This is a genomic window from Paenibacillus nanchangensis (assembly GCF_046543445.1).
GTDB classification, from domain to species: Bacteria; Bacillota; Bacilli; order Paenibacillales; family Paenibacillaceae; genus Paenibacillus_AQ; species Paenibacillus_AQ nanchangensis.
Map to the genome: position 1 here is coordinate 110,192 of NZ_JBHOFD010000011.1, position 15,920 is coordinate 126,111.

The window sequence follows — 15,920 nt, forward strand, 5'->3', positions numbered from 1 at the left end:
GACGATATGAAACAGCTTCGGCCGGTGGGCATTATCGGGACCGGAAAGTATGTGCCCGAAAAAATTTTGACAAACAGCGATTTGGAACAAATGGTGGATACAAACGACGAATGGATTGTAAGCCGGACAGGCATCCGGGAGCGCCATATCGCGGCTCCGGAAGAGGCTACCTCGGATCTTGCTTATAAAGCTTCGCTTGCCGCGCTGGAATCGGCCGGGCTTGCGCCTGAAGATCTTGACCTTATTATCGTAGCGACCATTACGCCGGACACCGCGTTTCCTTCGACGGCATGCATCCTGCAGGATAAGCTGGGCGCAAAAGGGGCGGCGGCGTTTGACCTCTCGGCGGCGTGCTCCGGGTTCGTATACAGCCTAGCTACAGCGGTAGGTTTCATCCAGAACGGTATGTATAATAATGCGCTTATCATCGGCGCCGATACTTTATCCCGTATTACTGACTACACCGACCGCAACACCTGCGTGCTGTTCGGCGACGGTGCCGGCGCCGTGGTGCTTGGCGAAGTGCCGGAAGGCAGAGGTTTCCTGTCCTTCGACCTGGGTGCGGAAGGCGCAGGAGGCGGTCTGCTGAAGCTGGAAGGCGGCGGTTCGCGTCTGCCGGCCTCCCAAGAAACAGTAGACAATAAAAAACACTACATTTATATGAACGGCCGCGAAGTGTTTAAATTCGCCGTCCGCGTTATGGGAACCGCCACGGAAAAGGTGCTGGAGAAGGCCGGGCTGGACAAAACCGATATCGACCTGTTTGTCCCGCACCAAGCCAATATCCGCATCATCCAGTCCGCAATGCAGCGGCTGGAGCTGCCGCCGGAAAAGGTGGTTGTGAATGTTGACAAATACGCCAACACGTCCGCCGCGTCCATCCCGCTTGCGCTTGTTGAAGCGGCGGAGGAAGGCCGGATGAAAGAAGGCGACCATGTGCTGATGGTCGGCTTCGGCGGCGGTCTTACCTGGGGCGCTTCCGTGCTCGTGTGGTAGGCTTAAAAATCCAACAGATCCCCTTATTCCCGAAGCGGATCGCTGTGACAACGGGTCTGGAGCCTGCTGTGAATAGCGATGTGCGAAAGGCGAAAGAAAGGACAGATTATGAGCAAAACAGCATTTGTCTTCCCGGGCCAAGGCGCGCAAGCGGTAGGAATGGGCAAAGACGTATACGAAACGCTGCCTGAAAGCCGTGCGGTGTTTGAACAGGCCGATGAGGCGCTTGGATTTCCGCTGAGCCGGCTGATTTTTGAAGGACCGGAATCCGATTTGAAGCAGACCGTTAACACGCAGCCGGCGTTGCTGACGGCAAGCATCGCCTACCTTGAGGCGCTGAAAAGCCGGGGCATCCGTCCCGATTACACGGCCGGGCACAGCCTTGGCGAGTACAGCGCTCTGGTAGCCGCCGGCGTGCTGGAGTTTCGCGATGCCGTGAAGCTTGTCCGCCTGCGCGGACAGTTTATGGAAGAAGCCGTACCCGGAGGACAAGGCGCAATGGCCGCAGTGCTGGGCGCGGAACGCGAAGCGCTTGCGCAGCTGTGCCGGTCCGTCTCGGAGACGGACGGACAGGTAGAGCTCGCCAATGTCAACTGCCCGGGTCAAATCGTTGTTTCCGGGTCGGCAGAGGGCGTGGCCGCGATCGTTGCCCGTGTCAAAGAAGCGGGCGCCAAACGGGCGATTCCGCTGGAGGTCAGCGGACCTTTCCACTCCTCGCTGATGAAGGAAGCTGCGGAACGCCTCGGTTCGGAGCTGCAGGGCACGGTCTTCCGCGCGCCGCAGGTGCCGGTGATCGCCAATGTGACGGCGGAGCCGGTAACCGACGAGGAAGAAATCCGGGGACTGCTTGTCCGTCAGGTCTATTCGCCGGTTCTCTGGCAGGACAGCGTGGAACGGCTGATCGCGCTTGGAGTCGACACTTTTGTCGAGATTGGCTCCGGCACGGTACTCGCGGGACTGATCCGCAAGATCGACAAAAACGTCAAGGTCATCAGCGTTAACAGTCTGGAAAGCGCGCGGGGCTTCGAATAGTAACCCGCGGCAGCAGGAGAGGAGTACAACTTATGTTCGCAGCATTGAAGGGCCAGACGGCTCTTGTTACCGGCGCTTCACGCGGGATTGGGCGGAGCATTGCTTTGGCCCTTGCCGAACAGGGCGTTAAGGTGGCGGTAAACTATGCCGGCGGAGAAAGCGCCGCGCTGGAAACGGTCCGGCTGATCGAGGAACGCGGCTCCGAGGCGTTTGCGGTCCAGGGGAACGTAGGCAGCTCCGAACAGGCCGAAACGCTTGTCAAGGAAGTCTTAAACGCATGGGGACGCATCGATATTCTGGTTAACAACGCGGGAATTACGCGTGATAACCTGATTATGCGCATGAAAGAAGAAGAATTTGACCAGGTAATCGAAACGAATCTGAAAGGCGTATTTAACTGCCTCAAAGCGGTTACCCGCCCGATGATGAAGCAGCGCTACGGCCGGATTATCAACATTTCCTCCGTCGTCGGCGTTACCGGCAATCCCGGGCAAGCGAACTATTCGGCTGCCAAAGCGGGCATTATCGGCCTGACGAAATCCGCCGCACGCGAGCTGGCATCGCGGGGGATTACGGTCAACTGCATCGCTCCGGGATTCATCGACACGGATATGACCCGCGAGCTTCCCGAGAACGTCCGGGAAGAGCTGGTCAAAGGAATTCCGCTGTCCCGGCTGGGCGCTCCGGAGGACATTGGCATGGCCGCGCTGTTCCTTGCTTCGGAAGGAGCAGCGTATATGACGGGGCAGACGCTGCACGTCGACGGCGGGATGCACATGTAGCAGCAGGCTTCAAAACCGCGTGAATACTGGGTTTTTCAAGAGGATAACGCGATTTTGAAGCTCTATGGTATTTTGATTGCATATCTCGTATAATACCCTAAGAGGAGGTGAACCGGAATGTCCGATGTATTGGAGCGTGTAAAGCGCATCGTCGTTGACCGCTTAGGCGCCGACGAAGCGGAAGTTACACTGGAAGCGTCTTTCAAAGACGATCTGGGTGCTGATTCTCTCGACGTAGTAGAATTGGTCATGGAACTTGAAGATGAATTCGATATGGAAATCTCTGATGAAGATGCAGAGAAGATTACGACCGTGGGTGAAGTTGTGAATTACATACAATCTCATACCTAGGTCATAGCATGTAAAGAGGTCCCGTTCTGCTTGTAGGCGGGACTTCTCCTCTATTCATGCCTGGATGTATCATGAACCGCCAGGCTTCACGCGGACAAGCGCTAACTTGAGAAAATGACAGGCCGCTGGCGGCAGACGCCGCCGTGACGGCGTGATCCATAGATTGAAAGAGCTCTTTTAAGTCTACAGATGAGGTGAATTCGTTTGAGTCATAGAGTGGTTGTTACCGGCATGGGTGTAATAACTTCGCTGGGAAAAGACAAGGAAACGCTGTGGGACAGTCTGATGCAGGGCAAATCGGGCGTTTCCGAAGTCGAAGCATTTGATGTCAGCGATTATCCGACCCGGATTGCCGCATCCATTAAGGATTTTGACGCGGAAGCGTTGTTCGGGCGTAAGGAAGCCCGCAAGATGGACCGGTTTGTACAGTTTGCGGTCTTTGCGGGTGAACAAGCCCTCAAAGACAGCGGCCTGACCATCGGTGAGAACATTGATGCCGAACGGATCGGGGTTTCGGTTGGCTCCGGCATCGGCGGTCTCGGCACCTGGGAAGACCAGCATAACCTGCTGCTCGAGAAAGGCCCGAAACGCGTCAGCCCGTTTTTTATTCCTATGATGATTGCCAATATGGGATCCGGCCAGCTCTCCATCAATCTCGGTGCTAAAGGACCCAATACAACGCAGGTTACGGCGTGCGCGACAGGAAGCCATTCAATTGGCGACTCTTTCCGCATCATTCAGCGCGGGGACGCGGACGCGATGATCTGCGGAGGCGCGGAAGCGACAATCAGACCCACCGGCATGGCCGGATTCTGCGCAATGCGGGCGATGTCCACCCGCAATGAAGAGCCGGAGAAAGCCAGCCGTCCTTTTGATGTTGACCGCGACGGGTTCGTAATGGGCGAAGGCGCCGGCATTTTGATTCTGGAATCGCTGGAGCATGCCCAGAAACGCGGCGCGCATATTTACGGCGAAGTGATTGGCTATGGTCTGAGCGGCGACGCCCACCATATGACCGATCCCGATCCGGACGGCGCGGCCCGCTGCATGAAGATGGCGATCCGTGACGCCGGCATTCAGCCGGAGGAGATCGATTACATCAACGCACACGGAACGTCCACACCGGTAGGCGACAAGTCGGAGACGACCGCTGTGAAGAAGACGCTGGGCGACCACGCCTACAAAGTGGCGATCAGCTCAACCAAATCGATGACAGGCCATCTGCTTGGCGCTGCCGGCGGGGTGGAAGCGATCATCTGCGCCCTGTCGCTTCAGAAGGGGATCATTGCCCCTACGATCAACTTGGAGAACCCGGATCCGGAATGCGATCTGGACTACGTGCCAAACGTGCCGCGTGAAGCGGACCTCAATATTGTAATGTCGAATTCCTTTGGTTTTGGCGGACATAACGCAACCGTGATCTTGAAAAAATTCAACCAGTAAGGGGACTGTGCGGTGAATGGAGATCTGAAGCAACTTCAAACTCAACTTCAAATCAAATTTCACGATCTATTGCTGCTGAAGCAGGCCTTTACCCACGCTTCATACGTTAACGAGCACCGTTTTCATCAGCATCAGGATAATGAGCGCCTGGAGTTCCTGGGCGACGCCGTGCTGGAGCTTACGGTGTCCGAATATTTGTACAACCTTCTGCCGGACCGTCCGGAAGGGGAATTGACCAAGCTGAGGGCTGCGATTGTCTGCGAGCCCTCGCTGGTCAAATTTGCGGAGAACTTAAACTTCGGCAAATTTGTTCTCCTCGGCAAAGGCGAGGAGCTGACAGGAGGACGGACACGGCCGGCGCTGCTGGCCGATGTGTTCGAGTCCTTCGTGGGAGCGCTTTACCTGGATCAGGGACTGGACGCGGTCCGCGATTTCCTGAACCGGTACGTCTTCCCGCTCGTCGAGACGGACGGGAAGCTGCAGATGCAGATGAGCGACTTCAAGACCGAGCTGCAGGAGCTGATCCAGCATCACGGCATGGGATCGCTTGAATACCGGATCGTAGAGGAACGGGGCCCTGCTCATGAACGGGAGTTTGTATCCGAGGTGTTTATGGGCAGCCGATCACTGGGACGCGGTACGGGCCGCTCCAAGAAGGAAGCGGAGCAGCAGGCGGCGGCGGGAGCGTTGAACGAGCTGAAAGACAGCGGTTCTTAAGGGACAAGCTGTGTGCTGAGGCATAAACATGCGGGAGCAACAACGGACTGCGGCGCCGTGCGGGCGCGGGCAGACGTTGTTGCTTTTTTTCTGCGCAGGGGCGTCACGGGGGCTTGGCAGGGGACTGGACTGGCATTGAAGTAGAGCTACACTCCAGCCGGAGCTTAGAAGCCGAGAGCATAGGACGGCTGTGTAAAATTAGAGTTTGCCAGGCGGTTCTGCAGCGGGTTTTACGCATATTAGCCCGCGGTCAGGCTGTGGTATAATAGGGCAGAGGTGATTGTCTAGGTATGTTTTTGAAACGGATTGAACTGTCGGGCTTTAAATCGTTTGCCGACAAGACGGAAATGGAGTTTGTCCGCGGCATTACCGCCGTGGTCGGTCCCAACGGGAGCGGCAAAAGCAATATTTCCGACGGGATCCGCTGGGTGCTTGGCGAGCAGAGCGCCAAATCGCTGCGCGGAGGCAAGATGGAAGACATTATTTTTGCCGGCAGCGACGCCCGCAAGGCGGTCAACTATGGCGAAGTGTCCCTGACGCTGGATAACGCCGACCATGCGCTTCCGCTGGATTTTAGCGAAGTGACCGTGACCCGGCGCGTACACCGCAGCGGAGACAGTGAATACTTAATTAACAAACAGGCCTGCCGGCTGAAAGATATTACGGAGCTGTTCATGGACACCGGGATTGGACGCGAGGCGTATTCCATCATCGGACAAGGCCGTATCGAGGAGATTCTCAGCACACGGTCAGAGGACCGGAGGGGAATCTTTGAAGAGGCGTCGGGGATCGTGAAATACAAATCCCGCAAAAAAGACGCCGGACGCAAGCTGGATGAAACCGAGCAAAATCTGCTCCGGATCCATGATTTGATCTCCGAACTGGAAGATCAGATCGGCCCGCTGAAGGATCAATCCGAAAAGGCGATTCGCTACAAGAGTTTACGGGAAGAACTGAAGCATAAAGAAATTTCGGTTTATGTGCACCAGATTGAAGGCATTCACACCGCCTGGCAGGAAGGCAACGCCAAACTCGAACGTCTCAAAAGCGAGCAGCTGGAGCTCTCCACCGTCGTGTCCGCGCATGATGCGAAGCTGGAGAGCGGACGATCCGCGCTGCGCGCGTTGGAAGAGCAGCTCGAACGCCAGCAGGAAGAACTGCTGCGCTGCAGCGAGGCGTACGAGAAAGCGGAAGGCTACGGCGAGCTGCTGAAGGAACGCCGGCGCAATCTGGAGAGCAACCGGGAGCAGCTGCTGGCGACGCTGGGGTCAGTGGGCGAACGGTCCGAAGGCAGACAACGCGAGCTGGCCGATCTGGAGCGTAAGCTGCAGCAGGCAAAGGAAGCGCTGGAAGCGCTGCGGCTCGAAATCCAGGAAGAAGAGCGCAAGCTGGAAGGCATGGCTGGTGAAATTAGCCAGAGCAAGGAAGAAACGCTGAAAAGCGGCCTGCTGGAGCTGATGAACCAGATGGCGCAGGCGCGCAACGAAATCCGTTATGCCGACCAGCAAAAAGAAGCGCTGGAGCGCCGGGCTTCCCGCAGCCAGGAAGAAGGCGACAAGTGGAACAAGAAGCACCAGGAGCTGCTTGCAGCCCGCAAGGCGCTGGAAACGCGGATTAAGAAGCTAGGCGAGGAGCTGAACAGCCTCCGCAGCGGCTATATCACGGAAAGCGAGCAGGCAAGCAGCCGCCGCAAGCTGCTGGAGGAAACCCAAAGCTCACTGCGCAAATGGGAGCAGAAGCGGGAAGCCCAGGTCTCCCGGCAAGAGACGATGAAGGAAATGCAAGAAGACTTCGACGGCTTTATGCTGGGGGTCAAGGAAGTGCTGAAGGCTTCGCGCAAAGGCCAGCTGAGCGGTGTGCACGGTGCGGTCGCCGAGCTGATTTCGGTGCCCGAGAAGCTGGAAACCGCGATTGAGACGGCGCTTGGCGCATCGCTGCAGCATGTGGTTATGGACAATGAAGCCGTCTCCAGACAGGCGATTCAGTTCCTGAAGCAGCGGCAGCTGGGACGCGCTACCTTCCTGCCGCTGGATGTGATTCGACCGCGCCAAATCTCGGGCAGCGAGCGGCAGACGATTGAAGGAGCGGAAGGTTTTGTCGGCATCGGCGCCGACCTGGTAGGACATGATCCGAAGTATGCCAGCATTGTCGGCAGCCTGCTCGGCAACGTGGTGATCGCCGAGACGCTGGAACAGGCGAACCGGATTGCCGCGCGGTGCCAATACCGCTTCCGGGTGGTCACGCTGGAAGGCGATGTGGTGAATGCCGGCGGTTCGATGACAGGCGGCAGCCAGCACAAGAAGAACAGCAGCCTGCTGGGCCGCAAACGCCAGCTCGATCAGCTGTCGGAGGAGATTCAGGAGACCGAACGGCAGATTGTGAAGCTGAAGCAGGGCATGTCGAAGCTGCGCGCGGAGCAGGAGGCGTCTGATCTGAAGCTGGACGAGCTGCGCCGTGCGGGCGACGAGAAGCGGCTGGAAGAACAGCAGGCCGCGGGCGACCTTAAGCAGCTGGAGCAGGAGCTGCGGCATGTGCAGGACCAGGTCGACAGCGCCGGCGCCCAGCGCACCGGATACATGGACGAAGTGAAGCAGCTGGATGAAGCTCGGCTGAAGGCCGTCCGGGAGCTGGAGCAGCTGGAGCTTCAGGAGCAGGAGGCGCATGCGAGCATCCGCAGTGCGGAATCCGAACGCAAAGCGAGCGAGTCCGCTAAGGAAGCGCTCCAGAGCCAGCTGACCGGCAAAAAGGTGGCCGAGGGCAAGCTGGACCAGGAGGTTTTTTCACTGGAGGAACAGCTTCGGCGGCTGCGCAGCGACGCGGGTTCGCAGGAAAAAGAGCTGCGCCAGAACCGCAATCTGCTGAACACCATTGAGCAGGACCTTGAGCGGAATGCGCAGGAAGCGGTCAAACAGCTGGAGGATTTAAACGCTTGGCGGCTGAAAAAGGAAGAAACCGCGGGCAAACTCGATTTTGGCCGTGCGGAACGGGCGGCTTTGACGCGGAAGCTGGAGCAGGAGGAAGGACAAACCAAAGACCAGCGGCAGGCGCTGCGTACGGTGGAAGAGCAGCTCCGGCAGACGGAAGTGGCTGTAGGACGGATGGATGTCGAGCTGGAGAACATTTTGCGCAAGCTGCGGGATGATTACGAGCTGAGCTACGAGCTGGCGAAACAGCGGTACCCTGTACCGGACGACGTTCCGGCCGCCCAGGCTGAAGTTCAGCGGTTAAAGCGTTCAATTTCGGCGCTCGGCGAGGTGAACCTAGGGGCGATCGACGAATATCAGCGTGTACATGAACGTTACACGTTCCTGAGCGGACAGAAAGACGACCTGGTGGAGGCGAAAACAACGCTGTACCAAGTGATCCGCGAGATGGAAGACGAGATGTCCAAGCGCTTCAAGACGACGTTTGATGCAATCCGCAGAGAGTTCGGCACGGTATTTACCAAGCTGTTTGGCGGAGGACGGGCCGATCTGGTCCTGCTTGATCCGGAGCATATGCTGGATACGGGGATTGATATCGTCGCCCAACCGCCAGGCAAAAAGCTCCAAAACCTGCAGCTGCTGTCCGGCGGCGAGCGGGCGCTGACAGCGATGGCGCTATTGTTTGCCATTTTGCAGGTCAAACCAGTACCGTTTTGCGTGCTGGACGAGGTGGAAGCGGCGCTCGACGAAGCCAATGTGGTGCGGTTTGCCCAGTACTTACGGGAGTTTAGCGAACAGACGCAGTTTATCGTCGTGACGCACCGCAAAGGTACGATGGAGGAAGCCGATGTGCTGTACGGCGTAACAATGGAGGAAGGCGGCGTGTCCAAGCTGGTTTCCGTCCGGCTGGAGGATGAAGAAGCGGAAATCGCCTAAAGGATGGATAGCCGGCCCGGCAATCCGGTGATCATACAATAGAAGGACTTCGCGGCAGATGCGGGTCATATACGGAGGAGCGTAGACGATGAGTTTTTTTCGCAAACTTAAAGAAAGCATCGCCGGGAAAACGGAAAGTGTAACAAAAAGCTTCCGCGACGGCCTGGAGAAAACAAGGAAAGGGTTCGTCGAGAAGGTCTCGGACCTGATTATCCGCCGCAAAAAAATCGACGAGGAGTTCTACGAGGAGCTGGAAGAAATCCTCATCGGCGCGGACGTTGGCGTAAATACGGTGATGACGCTTGTGGAGGAGCTGCGGGCGGAAGTGAAAAAGCAGCGGATCGAAGACGCGGCCCAGCTGCAGCCGATCCTCTCCAGCAAGCTGATGGAGCTGCTCCGCGGCGACGACGACAACCAGCTGAAAGAAAATCCGGACGGGATTACGGTGATTTTGTTTGTTGGCGTTAACGGCGTCGGCAAAACCACCACGATCGGCAAGCTGGCGCACCGCTACAAGCAGCAGGGGAAAAAAGTGCTGCTGGCCGCGGGCGATACCTTCCGCGCCGGAGCGATCGAGCAGCTTGAGGTCTGGGGCGGACGGGCCGGCGTCGACGTCATCAAGCAGCAGGCAGGCTCCGATCCGGCGGCCGTTATGTACGACGCGGTCCAAGCGGCCAAGCAGCGCGGCGTGGACGTACTGCTGTGCGACACGGCAGGCCGGCTGCAGAACAAAAGCAACCTGATGGAGGAGCTGAACAAAATTTTCCGCGTCATCCAGCGGGAAATTCCAGGGGCCCCGCATGAGGTGCTGATGGTGCTGGACGCGACAACCGGACAAAACGCCTTGACCCAAGCCAAGTTGTTTGGCGAAAAAAGCGGCGTAACCGGTCTCGTCCTGACGAAACTTGACGGAACGGCTAAAGGCGGCATCGTGGTCGCCATCCGGCAGGAAATGAACCTTCCGGTCAAGCTGGTTGGCCTCGGCGAAAAGATCGACGATCTCCAGCCATTTGATTCCGAGCAGTTCGTGGGTGCGCTGTTCGCGGGACTTATTTCGGAGAACGAACAGACAGAAGAAACGTAAATCCATAATGGAATGTTGAAATACGAGCAGCGGAACCCCGCGCCGGCCTTTGAGCTGGCGCGGGTTTTTTTAACATTATCTCATTGTGGAGTTTTACTTTTCATCTCACTTGTAAATCCAAATTTATTTAAGGATATTTCCAAATAAACTTGACTCTCACGTATACCGGAGACTATATACTTGATTTTGAGAGGTGGGTCATTATGTACAGCATTGGGGAGTTGTCCAAGAATACAAATATATCTATAAGAACACTGAGATACTATGACGAGATTGGATTACTAAAACCTGCCAAGGTAGCTGATTCGGGCTATCGGTACTATTCAAATGAGGAGATTAGAGTACTCCAGCATATAGCTGCATTGAAGGAGCTAGGCTTTACGCTGGCGTCGATCAAGGAAATGTTGTCTACAGGGAAGGATTCACAGGAGCAACGATGGAGAGATTATTTGGATTTTGAGTTGGATGCTATTGCAAAAGAAAGGAAACGTCTGGATGAGATGGCGAAGTTGTTGCAGACAGCAAGAAATGCCTTTGAAATGAAAGGGAAGATCGAAACGGAGGATATCTTTCTTTTCATTAGGTCACTGCAATCCCCCTCAGAGGCTAGAGAAACCTTTTTAACCCAGCATTTTTCGGATCATGAAATTAATATTATTAAAAACTTGCCGGATCTGAGTTCAAACGATCCACGAAGCATGGAGTGGACGAAGCTGATGCGAAAGGTCAAGGAGCATATGCACGAATCCCCTTCCTCTATCATTTCTCAGAAGCTTGCGGCACAAATCATAGAAATCTCTATGGAATGGTTTCAGCAGGACGAGCAACTCATTGATAAGTATTGGTCATTAATTCGCCCTGAAGAAGGAATGGAAACAAAGGTTTACGGAATGGATGCAGAAGTAATGGATCATATCGATCGAATTGTTGACTATTATCTGCATCACTTACAGGAAGGAGACGGCAATGACAGTTACAACGGATAAGCGAATAAGTGAGGCAAGAGCATGGACTTATGTACTCTTAGGCGGACTATTGGAGATCGTATGGGCAAGTGGCTTCAAATACGAGGGTATTCCCAGCATTGTCGTTCTTGTCTCCCTATTGACAAGCTTTGATTTAATTATTAAAGCTGCCAAGGCATTGCCGGTTGGAACGGTATACGCTGTGTTTGCAGGGATGGGAACTTTGGGGACTACGATTGTGGAAATGGTGATGTCTGGCGGTACCGTCAGTATATTGCGGATTATTTTCATCTTATTGCTGTTAGCGTGTATCATCGGCTTGAAATTATCGAGCAATGGAAGTGAAGCCTGATGGATTGGATGATGCTTATTGCGGCTGGATTGCTGGAGGTTATCGGGGTAATCGGTATTAAACGCGTAGCTAAAAATAATAACTGGACCAATAACATCATCCTCATAGGCGGGTTCGTCCTAAGCTTCAATCTTCTTGTCGGGGCAATGGGAACAATACCGCTGGCGACTGCTTATGCAGTTTGGACAGGAATTGGAACAGTGGGGGCTGCTATTGTTGGAATGATATTTTTTAAGGAATCGAAAAGCTGGCTTCGTATCAGCTGCATTCTTGGAATTATTTTTGCCGTTGTTGGCTTGAAGCTGGTCAGCTAAGCTTGGCTTCCCCCCAAAAAAACTTTCAAAACGCCGACTGCGAATTGTGGATTTGCCAAGCCACGTTTCGGCTCCACCATCATCAAAGCCAGCCGCAAGAGGCTGGCTTTTTTGTCTTGCGTTAATAATAACCGCGTTTACGTTTGGGAATAGCTGGTGTTTATGGTGGCGGAGATTTATAAAAATTTCATTGTATAACTATTAAATCATGTGAAAAATTCAAATAAGTACTAGACTTTAGTTAGGTAGTAAACAATAAGGATAACAGTGCCACAGAGCAAATCACGTGTTTCTTTCATTAAGCATCCAACAACCGATGCTGCTGCGCGCTGTGCAATTTTTTGCACACACTGATTTAAAGGAAGGGGCATTTGGGTAATCTTGAGACATAACCCACCCATCAAAACCGTGAAGGAGAGATTACATATGAGCCCTACCAGTAAAAAACAGCGTTATGCGGGAAAAATCGCAATTGTGACCGGCGCGGGCTCGGGAATCGGAAGGGCGGCAGCGATTCAGCTGGCCCGCGAAGGCGCTTGTGTCGGCCTGTTCGATCTTGTGAATGAGCGCACTTCGGTACTGGAACGCCAGCTGAACCGGATGCGTGAAGGATGCGCACTGGCAATTGACGTTGACACGTCGGACCCTGAGCGGATGGAAGAGGCGGTTCGCCGGACGGTGGAACAGTTCGGCGGTCTGGACATGGTGTTTGCCAATGCCGGGATCAACGGCGTGGTTGGACCGATTGAAGACTTGTCTCTGGCCGATTGGGAACAGACGCTGCGGGTGAATTTGACCGGAACCTTTTTAACGCTGAAATATACGATTCCGCATCTGAAGGCACGCGGGAAAGGAAGTATTGTCATTACCAGCTCCATCAACGGCAATACTCGGTTTACCAGCTTCGGCTGGTCTCCTTACAGCACTACGAAGGCCGGGCAAGTTGCTTTTGCCAAAATGGCTGCGCTTGAACTCGCCAAATTCAAAATCCGGGTGAACGTGATATGCCCCGGAGCAATCTCCACGAATATTGACGAAACAACCGAGATGAGCGAAGAGATTGAACAAATCGTAATCCCAATCGAGTTCCCTGAAGGCGCGCAACCGCTCGCGGACGGCCCGGGCAAACCTGAGCATGTGGCGGACCTGGTTGCTTTTCTGGGTTCAGATGAATCCGTGCATATCACGGGGGCGCAAATTGTGATCGATGGTGCGGAATCACTGTTATCTTGAGCAAACAAAAGGCGATGGACGGCTGGAATAACGGATATCCTCAGCGTATAAAACGTGATTGCCGGAGCGGAATCGCTGTCGCTGTTATAGCCGAAATGAACAAAACGTGAGAGTGACTGAAAAAAGAACAGGCCACGGCTTGTTCTTTTTTTAATTAGGGTGTGTACGCAAACTGTAAATTAAGGAAATAAGGGTCAGTCAAATTTCGTGATGGGTTACGAAATGCGATCAGCCCTGGATCTACACCTGTTTATTGTCAGATCGATCTACGAATCCTCTCCTGTGACACACCCGCAGCGGATCACCACAGAACACGATACCGAGCTCTTTAGAACACGATACCGAGCTCTTTAGAACACGACACAGAGGTCTTTCCGGACCCAGCGGCCGTTATTTCTGAAATTCTCGGGTTTTGGTATGCCTGACGGACTCCAGTTCCGTTATTCGTACCGAAAACATCCAAACGATGGCTTCTCCGCGTAAATAGGTGATTCTGAGTCCGCAACTTTGCCAAAACACGGGATAATCAGCAAATAAGGCATCCTCAGTCCGTGAACTTGTACCCCTACTTTCTGTGGCGGCTACAAAAGGCGAGAATCTGGGATGGGATGAAATCCTGAAGAACGTTACCATTGAGCCGGACTTTGAGCAGATGAGGATGTGGGTGCAACCATAATCCGAGTCCATCAGCATAGGGCCGGCGCAAAAGGGGGCAAAGCAAGCAATCGGACGTTCCCGGGGCGGATTAACGACCAAGATTCATGCCGTGGTCGATGCACGGGGAAACCCGCTACACTTTGAATTCACACCTGGACCGTCACACGATTCCAGAGCTTCAATAAGCCGTACACCGTGAATTTCTTTCTTAGCAGGAAAAAGAGCCCACCGTGTGGAGAGCCCTCTGTCGTTGGTTTAATTATTTTGAAGCTTGGCTAGATCGGTTTTCGCTCGAGTAACGAGATTATTCATAATCTCTAATTCAGCGGTTAGCTTCTTTATGGTAGAGGTGATGCTCTCCCTTTCTCCAGCGGTCGCGGCACGGTTTAGTTTTGCTTTCTCGGCTGACAGATCAGATTGGGTCTTCTCAATTTCATTCGTCCATTTTTCGATATTCATTTTGATTTCCAAAATTTTAGTAGCCTTTATTTGATCGGATACGCTCAACCCATCCACTAATTTCTCTTGAATAAGGATACGTTTTCCCTCTACAGTCAATTCAATTCCCGCTGCGTCAGATACCGCTCGTATGGGAACGTATGCCGTACCATTGATTACGACCGCATCTGCCACTTTTGTTCCTGCCTTTTCTAAAGAGAATAATCCTTGTACTTTCTGCCCGATTAAACTTGAACTAGCTGCAAATGCAGAGGCTCGCCTTTTCAAAGGCGTTTTTTTATGCACACAAATATTAGAATCAACTATCCATTTATTCAAGAAAAAAATAGACAAATACACTATTCATTTGATAAAAAATAGATGTGGTGTTATATTGTTTAGTATATTCGATTTAAAGAGCAGGTGATGAAGTGTCGGAACCAAAAGAGGCAAGTGCAATTTCCGAACGGTTTTGGAAAGCATCCATTGAGGAATTGAAACGGGGATGGGTCTGGGAGGAACGGGGCCGCGACCAGTTTTGTGTGTGTTTGATCTGCGGAGAATCCTTTGAAAAGGGATTGATTTATAAACATGGACCGGTTTTTTGTGATGCGGAGAAATATGCGTCGCTCCATCTGACGGAGGCGCATGGCTCCATGTTTGAATATTTGCTGGGCCTGGATAAAAAGCAGACCGGGCTAACCGAGCTGCAAAAAGGTCTGCTGCAGGCGTTCCGCCAAGGAACCGGAGATGCCGAAGCGGCCAGAGCGCTTGGTATCGGCAGCACGTCGACTGTGCGCAACCATCGGTTCACGCTGAGGGAGAAAGCCAAACAGGCCAAGTTATTTTTGGCAGTGATGGAGCTCTCTGAGGAAGAGAGCGCGGCTCCCCAGTTTGTGACGTTCCCCCGGACCGCCTCTGTTGCCGATGAACGGCTAGCGATCACGGAGAAAGAAAACGAAGAGATCATTTGGTTTTATTTTAAAGAAGGCCCGGAGGGACCACTGTCCGAATTTCCAAAAAAGCAGAAGCGGAAGGCGGCTATCCTGCGCCATTTGCTGAAGCGCTTTGAGCCGGGAAGAACCTATACGGAGAAAGAGATCAACAGCGTGCTGAAGGAGGCTTTTCCCGATTATGTCACCCTCAGGCGTTATATGATCGACTACGGACTGATTGACCGGGAACCGGACGGCAGCCGGTATTGGGTTCGTTTGTAAATGCGGTTTTTTTGATGGGCAGCAAATTGAAGTTTACAGAAGTTGAAATAAGGAGGAACATAATGATGGAAAAAGCAAAACGCAAGGAAATCGGTTACGAATACGCACATTCGCATAGACCGATGGGGGTATTTAAGCTGTATAATACGGTTAACGGCAAAATGCTGGTCGGCAGCAGCATGAATCTGGATGGCATCTGGAACCGCCACAAGTTTATGCTTGACGCCGGACTGCACGATAATAAGGACATGCAGGCGGACTGGAAGGCTTTTGGCGAAGAGGCGTTCCGGTTTGAAATCTTGGAGCAGATTAAGCCGGAGGAAGAGCATGTGGAGCAAACGGCCGATTTGAACAAATACCGCAAGCAGCTGCCGGATATGGAAGCCAAATGGCTGGAGACGCTGTCGCCTTATGGTGAACAGGGTTACAATACGCTCCGGACGAGGGGGAAATAACAGCTGCAGTCCGGGGAAAAAGGA

General features: G+C 53.7%; 15 protein-coding genes and 1 pseudogene. 15 read left to right on the top strand and 1 reads right to left on the bottom strand.

Annotated elements, in window-relative coordinates; translation table 11 throughout:
* Positions 1 to 6: 6 nt before the first annotated feature.
* The 13 genes and pseudogenes from ACE6ED_RS10635 to ACE6ED_RS10695 all read left to right on the top strand — a co-directional run.
* The gene (locus ACE6ED_RS10635) at positions 7 to 996 is read left to right on the top strand and encodes a beta-ketoacyl-ACP synthase III (protein ID WP_410827161.1); all 990 of its coding nucleotides are present in this window, start codon (positions 7 to 9) and stop codon (positions 994 to 996) included.
* A gap of 108 nt (positions 997 to 1,104) precedes the next feature.
* Entirely contained in the window at positions 1,105 to 2,028 is a 924-nt protein-coding gene (gene fabD / locus ACE6ED_RS10640) for an ACP S-malonyltransferase (RefSeq protein ID WP_410827093.1), read from the top strand.
* Between the two features lie 32 nt (positions 2,029 to 2,060).
* Positions 2,061 to 2,810 carry a 3-oxoacyl-[acyl-carrier-protein] reductase gene (fabG, locus tag ACE6ED_RS10645; protein ID WP_410827094.1) on the top strand — a complete coding sequence of 250 codons (750 nt, stop codon included), beginning with the start codon at positions 2,061 to 2,063 and terminating at the stop codon, positions 2,808 to 2,810.
* Between the two features lie 117 nt (positions 2,811 to 2,927).
* On the top strand, positions 2,928 to 3,161 hold the full coding sequence (gene acpP, locus ACE6ED_RS10650) for an acyl carrier protein (RefSeq protein WP_025334828.1): 234 nt from the start codon (positions 2,928 to 2,930) through the stop codon (positions 3,159 to 3,161).
* A gap of 204 nt (positions 3,162 to 3,365) precedes the next feature.
* A complete protein-coding gene (fabF, locus tag ACE6ED_RS10655) occupies positions 3,366 to 4,604 on the top strand; it encodes a beta-ketoacyl-ACP synthase II (RefSeq protein WP_410827095.1) in 1,239 nt (412 codons plus the stop codon).
* A gap of 12 nt (positions 4,605 to 4,616) precedes the next feature.
* Positions 4,617 to 5,321: a ribonuclease III gene (gene rnc / locus ACE6ED_RS10660; protein ID WP_410827096.1), complete on the top strand. Its 705-nt coding sequence runs from the start codon at positions 4,617 to 4,619 to the stop codon at positions 5,319 to 5,321.
* Positions 5,322 to 5,611: 290 nt separating this feature from the next.
* Positions 5,612 to 9,181: a chromosome segregation protein SMC gene (gene smc, locus ACE6ED_RS10665; protein ID WP_410827097.1), complete on the top strand. Its 3,570-nt coding sequence runs from the start codon at positions 5,612 to 5,614 to the stop codon at positions 9,179 to 9,181.
* A gap of 88 nt (positions 9,182 to 9,269) precedes the next feature.
* Positions 9,270 to 10,265: a signal recognition particle-docking protein FtsY gene (gene ftsY, locus ACE6ED_RS10670; RefSeq protein ID WP_410827098.1), complete on the top strand. Its 996-nt coding sequence runs from the start codon at positions 9,270 to 9,272 to the stop codon at positions 10,263 to 10,265.
* Positions 10,266 to 10,468: 203 nt separating this feature from the next.
* Entirely contained in the window at positions 10,469 to 11,251 is a 783-nt protein-coding gene (locus ACE6ED_RS10675) for a MerR family transcriptional regulator (RefSeq protein WP_410827099.1), read from the top strand.
* Positions 11,232 to 11,582: a DMT family transporter gene (locus ACE6ED_RS10680; RefSeq protein ID WP_410827100.1), complete on the top strand. Its 351-nt coding sequence runs from the start codon at positions 11,232 to 11,234 to the stop codon at positions 11,580 to 11,582. Before ACE6ED_RS10675 ends, ACE6ED_RS10680 begins: the two co-directional genes overlap by 20 nt.
* Complete coding sequence (locus ACE6ED_RS10685; RefSeq protein WP_410827101.1) at positions 11,582 to 11,896, top strand: DMT family transporter; 315 nt, start codon at positions 11,582 to 11,584, stop codon at positions 11,894 to 11,896. The genes ACE6ED_RS10680 and ACE6ED_RS10685 overlap by 1 nt, the downstream gene beginning before the upstream one ends.
* A gap of 426 nt (positions 11,897 to 12,322) precedes the next feature.
* On the top strand, positions 12,323 to 13,129 hold the full coding sequence (locus tag ACE6ED_RS10690; protein WP_410827102.1) for an SDR family oxidoreductase: 807 nt from the start codon (positions 12,323 to 12,325) through the stop codon (positions 13,127 to 13,129).
* 688 nt (positions 13,130 to 13,817) lie between these two features.
* A pseudogene (locus ACE6ED_RS10695) lies at positions 13,818 to 13,955 on the top strand (IS5/IS1182 family transposase); the annotation flags it as partial.
* Between the two features lie 86 nt (positions 13,956 to 14,041).
* Here ACE6ED_RS10695 and ACE6ED_RS10700 read toward each other — a convergent pair.
* Positions 14,042 to 14,578: a hypothetical protein gene (locus tag ACE6ED_RS10700; RefSeq protein WP_410827103.1), complete on the bottom strand. Its 537-nt coding sequence runs from the start codon at positions 14,576 to 14,578 to the stop codon at positions 14,042 to 14,044.
* Positions 14,579 to 14,655: 77 nt separating this feature from the next.
* Here ACE6ED_RS10700 and ACE6ED_RS10705 point away from each other — a divergent pair, with 77 nt between their 5' ends.
* Positions 14,656 to 15,441 carry a DUF2087 domain-containing protein gene (locus ACE6ED_RS10705; protein WP_410827104.1) on the top strand — a complete coding sequence of 262 codons (786 nt, stop codon included), beginning with the start codon at positions 14,656 to 14,658 and terminating at the stop codon, positions 15,439 to 15,441.
* A gap of 62 nt (positions 15,442 to 15,503) precedes the next feature.
* Complete coding sequence (locus tag ACE6ED_RS10710; RefSeq protein ID WP_410827105.1) at positions 15,504 to 15,896, top strand: GIY-YIG nuclease family protein; 393 nt, start codon at positions 15,504 to 15,506, stop codon at positions 15,894 to 15,896.
* Positions 15,897 to 15,920: the final 24 nt, after the last annotated feature.

Excerpts from the sequence above, each read along its gene's own strand:
- ACE6ED_RS10675 (WP_410827099.1), top strand. The coding sequence starts at position 10,469 with ATGTACAGCATTGGGGAGTTGTCCAAGAATACAAATATATCTATAAGA.
- fabD (WP_410827093.1), top strand. The coding sequence starts at position 1,105 with ATGAGCAAAACAGCATTTGTCTTCCCGGGCCAAGGCGCGCAAGCGGTA.
- ACE6ED_RS10710 (WP_410827105.1), top strand. The coding sequence starts at position 15,504 with ATGATGGAAAAAGCAAAACGCAAGGAAATCGGTTACGAATACGCACAT.
- ACE6ED_RS10680 (WP_410827100.1), top strand. The coding sequence starts at position 11,232 with ATGACAGTTACAACGGATAAGCGAATAAGTGAGGCAAGAGCATGGACT.
- ACE6ED_RS10685 (WP_410827101.1), top strand. The coding sequence starts at position 11,582 with ATGGATTGGATGATGCTTATTGCGGCTGGATTGCTGGAGGTTATCGGG.
- acpP (WP_025334828.1), top strand. The coding sequence starts at position 2,928 with ATGTCCGATGTATTGGAGCGTGTAAAGCGCATCGTCGTTGACCGCTTA.
- ACE6ED_RS10690 (WP_410827102.1), top strand. The coding sequence starts at position 12,323 with ATGAGCCCTACCAGTAAAAAACAGCGTTATGCGGGAAAAATCGCAATT.
- smc (WP_410827097.1), top strand. The coding sequence starts at position 5,612 with ATGTTTTTGAAACGGATTGAACTGTCGGGCTTTAAATCGTTTGCCGAC.
- ACE6ED_RS10635 (WP_410827161.1), top strand. The coding sequence starts at position 7 with ATGAAACAGCTTCGGCCGGTGGGCATTATCGGGACCGGAAAGTATGTG.
- ftsY (WP_410827098.1), top strand. The coding sequence starts at position 9,270 with ATGAGTTTTTTTCGCAAACTTAAAGAAAGCATCGCCGGGAAAACGGAA.
- fabG (WP_410827094.1), top strand. The coding sequence starts at position 2,061 with ATGTTCGCAGCATTGAAGGGCCAGACGGCTCTTGTTACCGGCGCTTCA.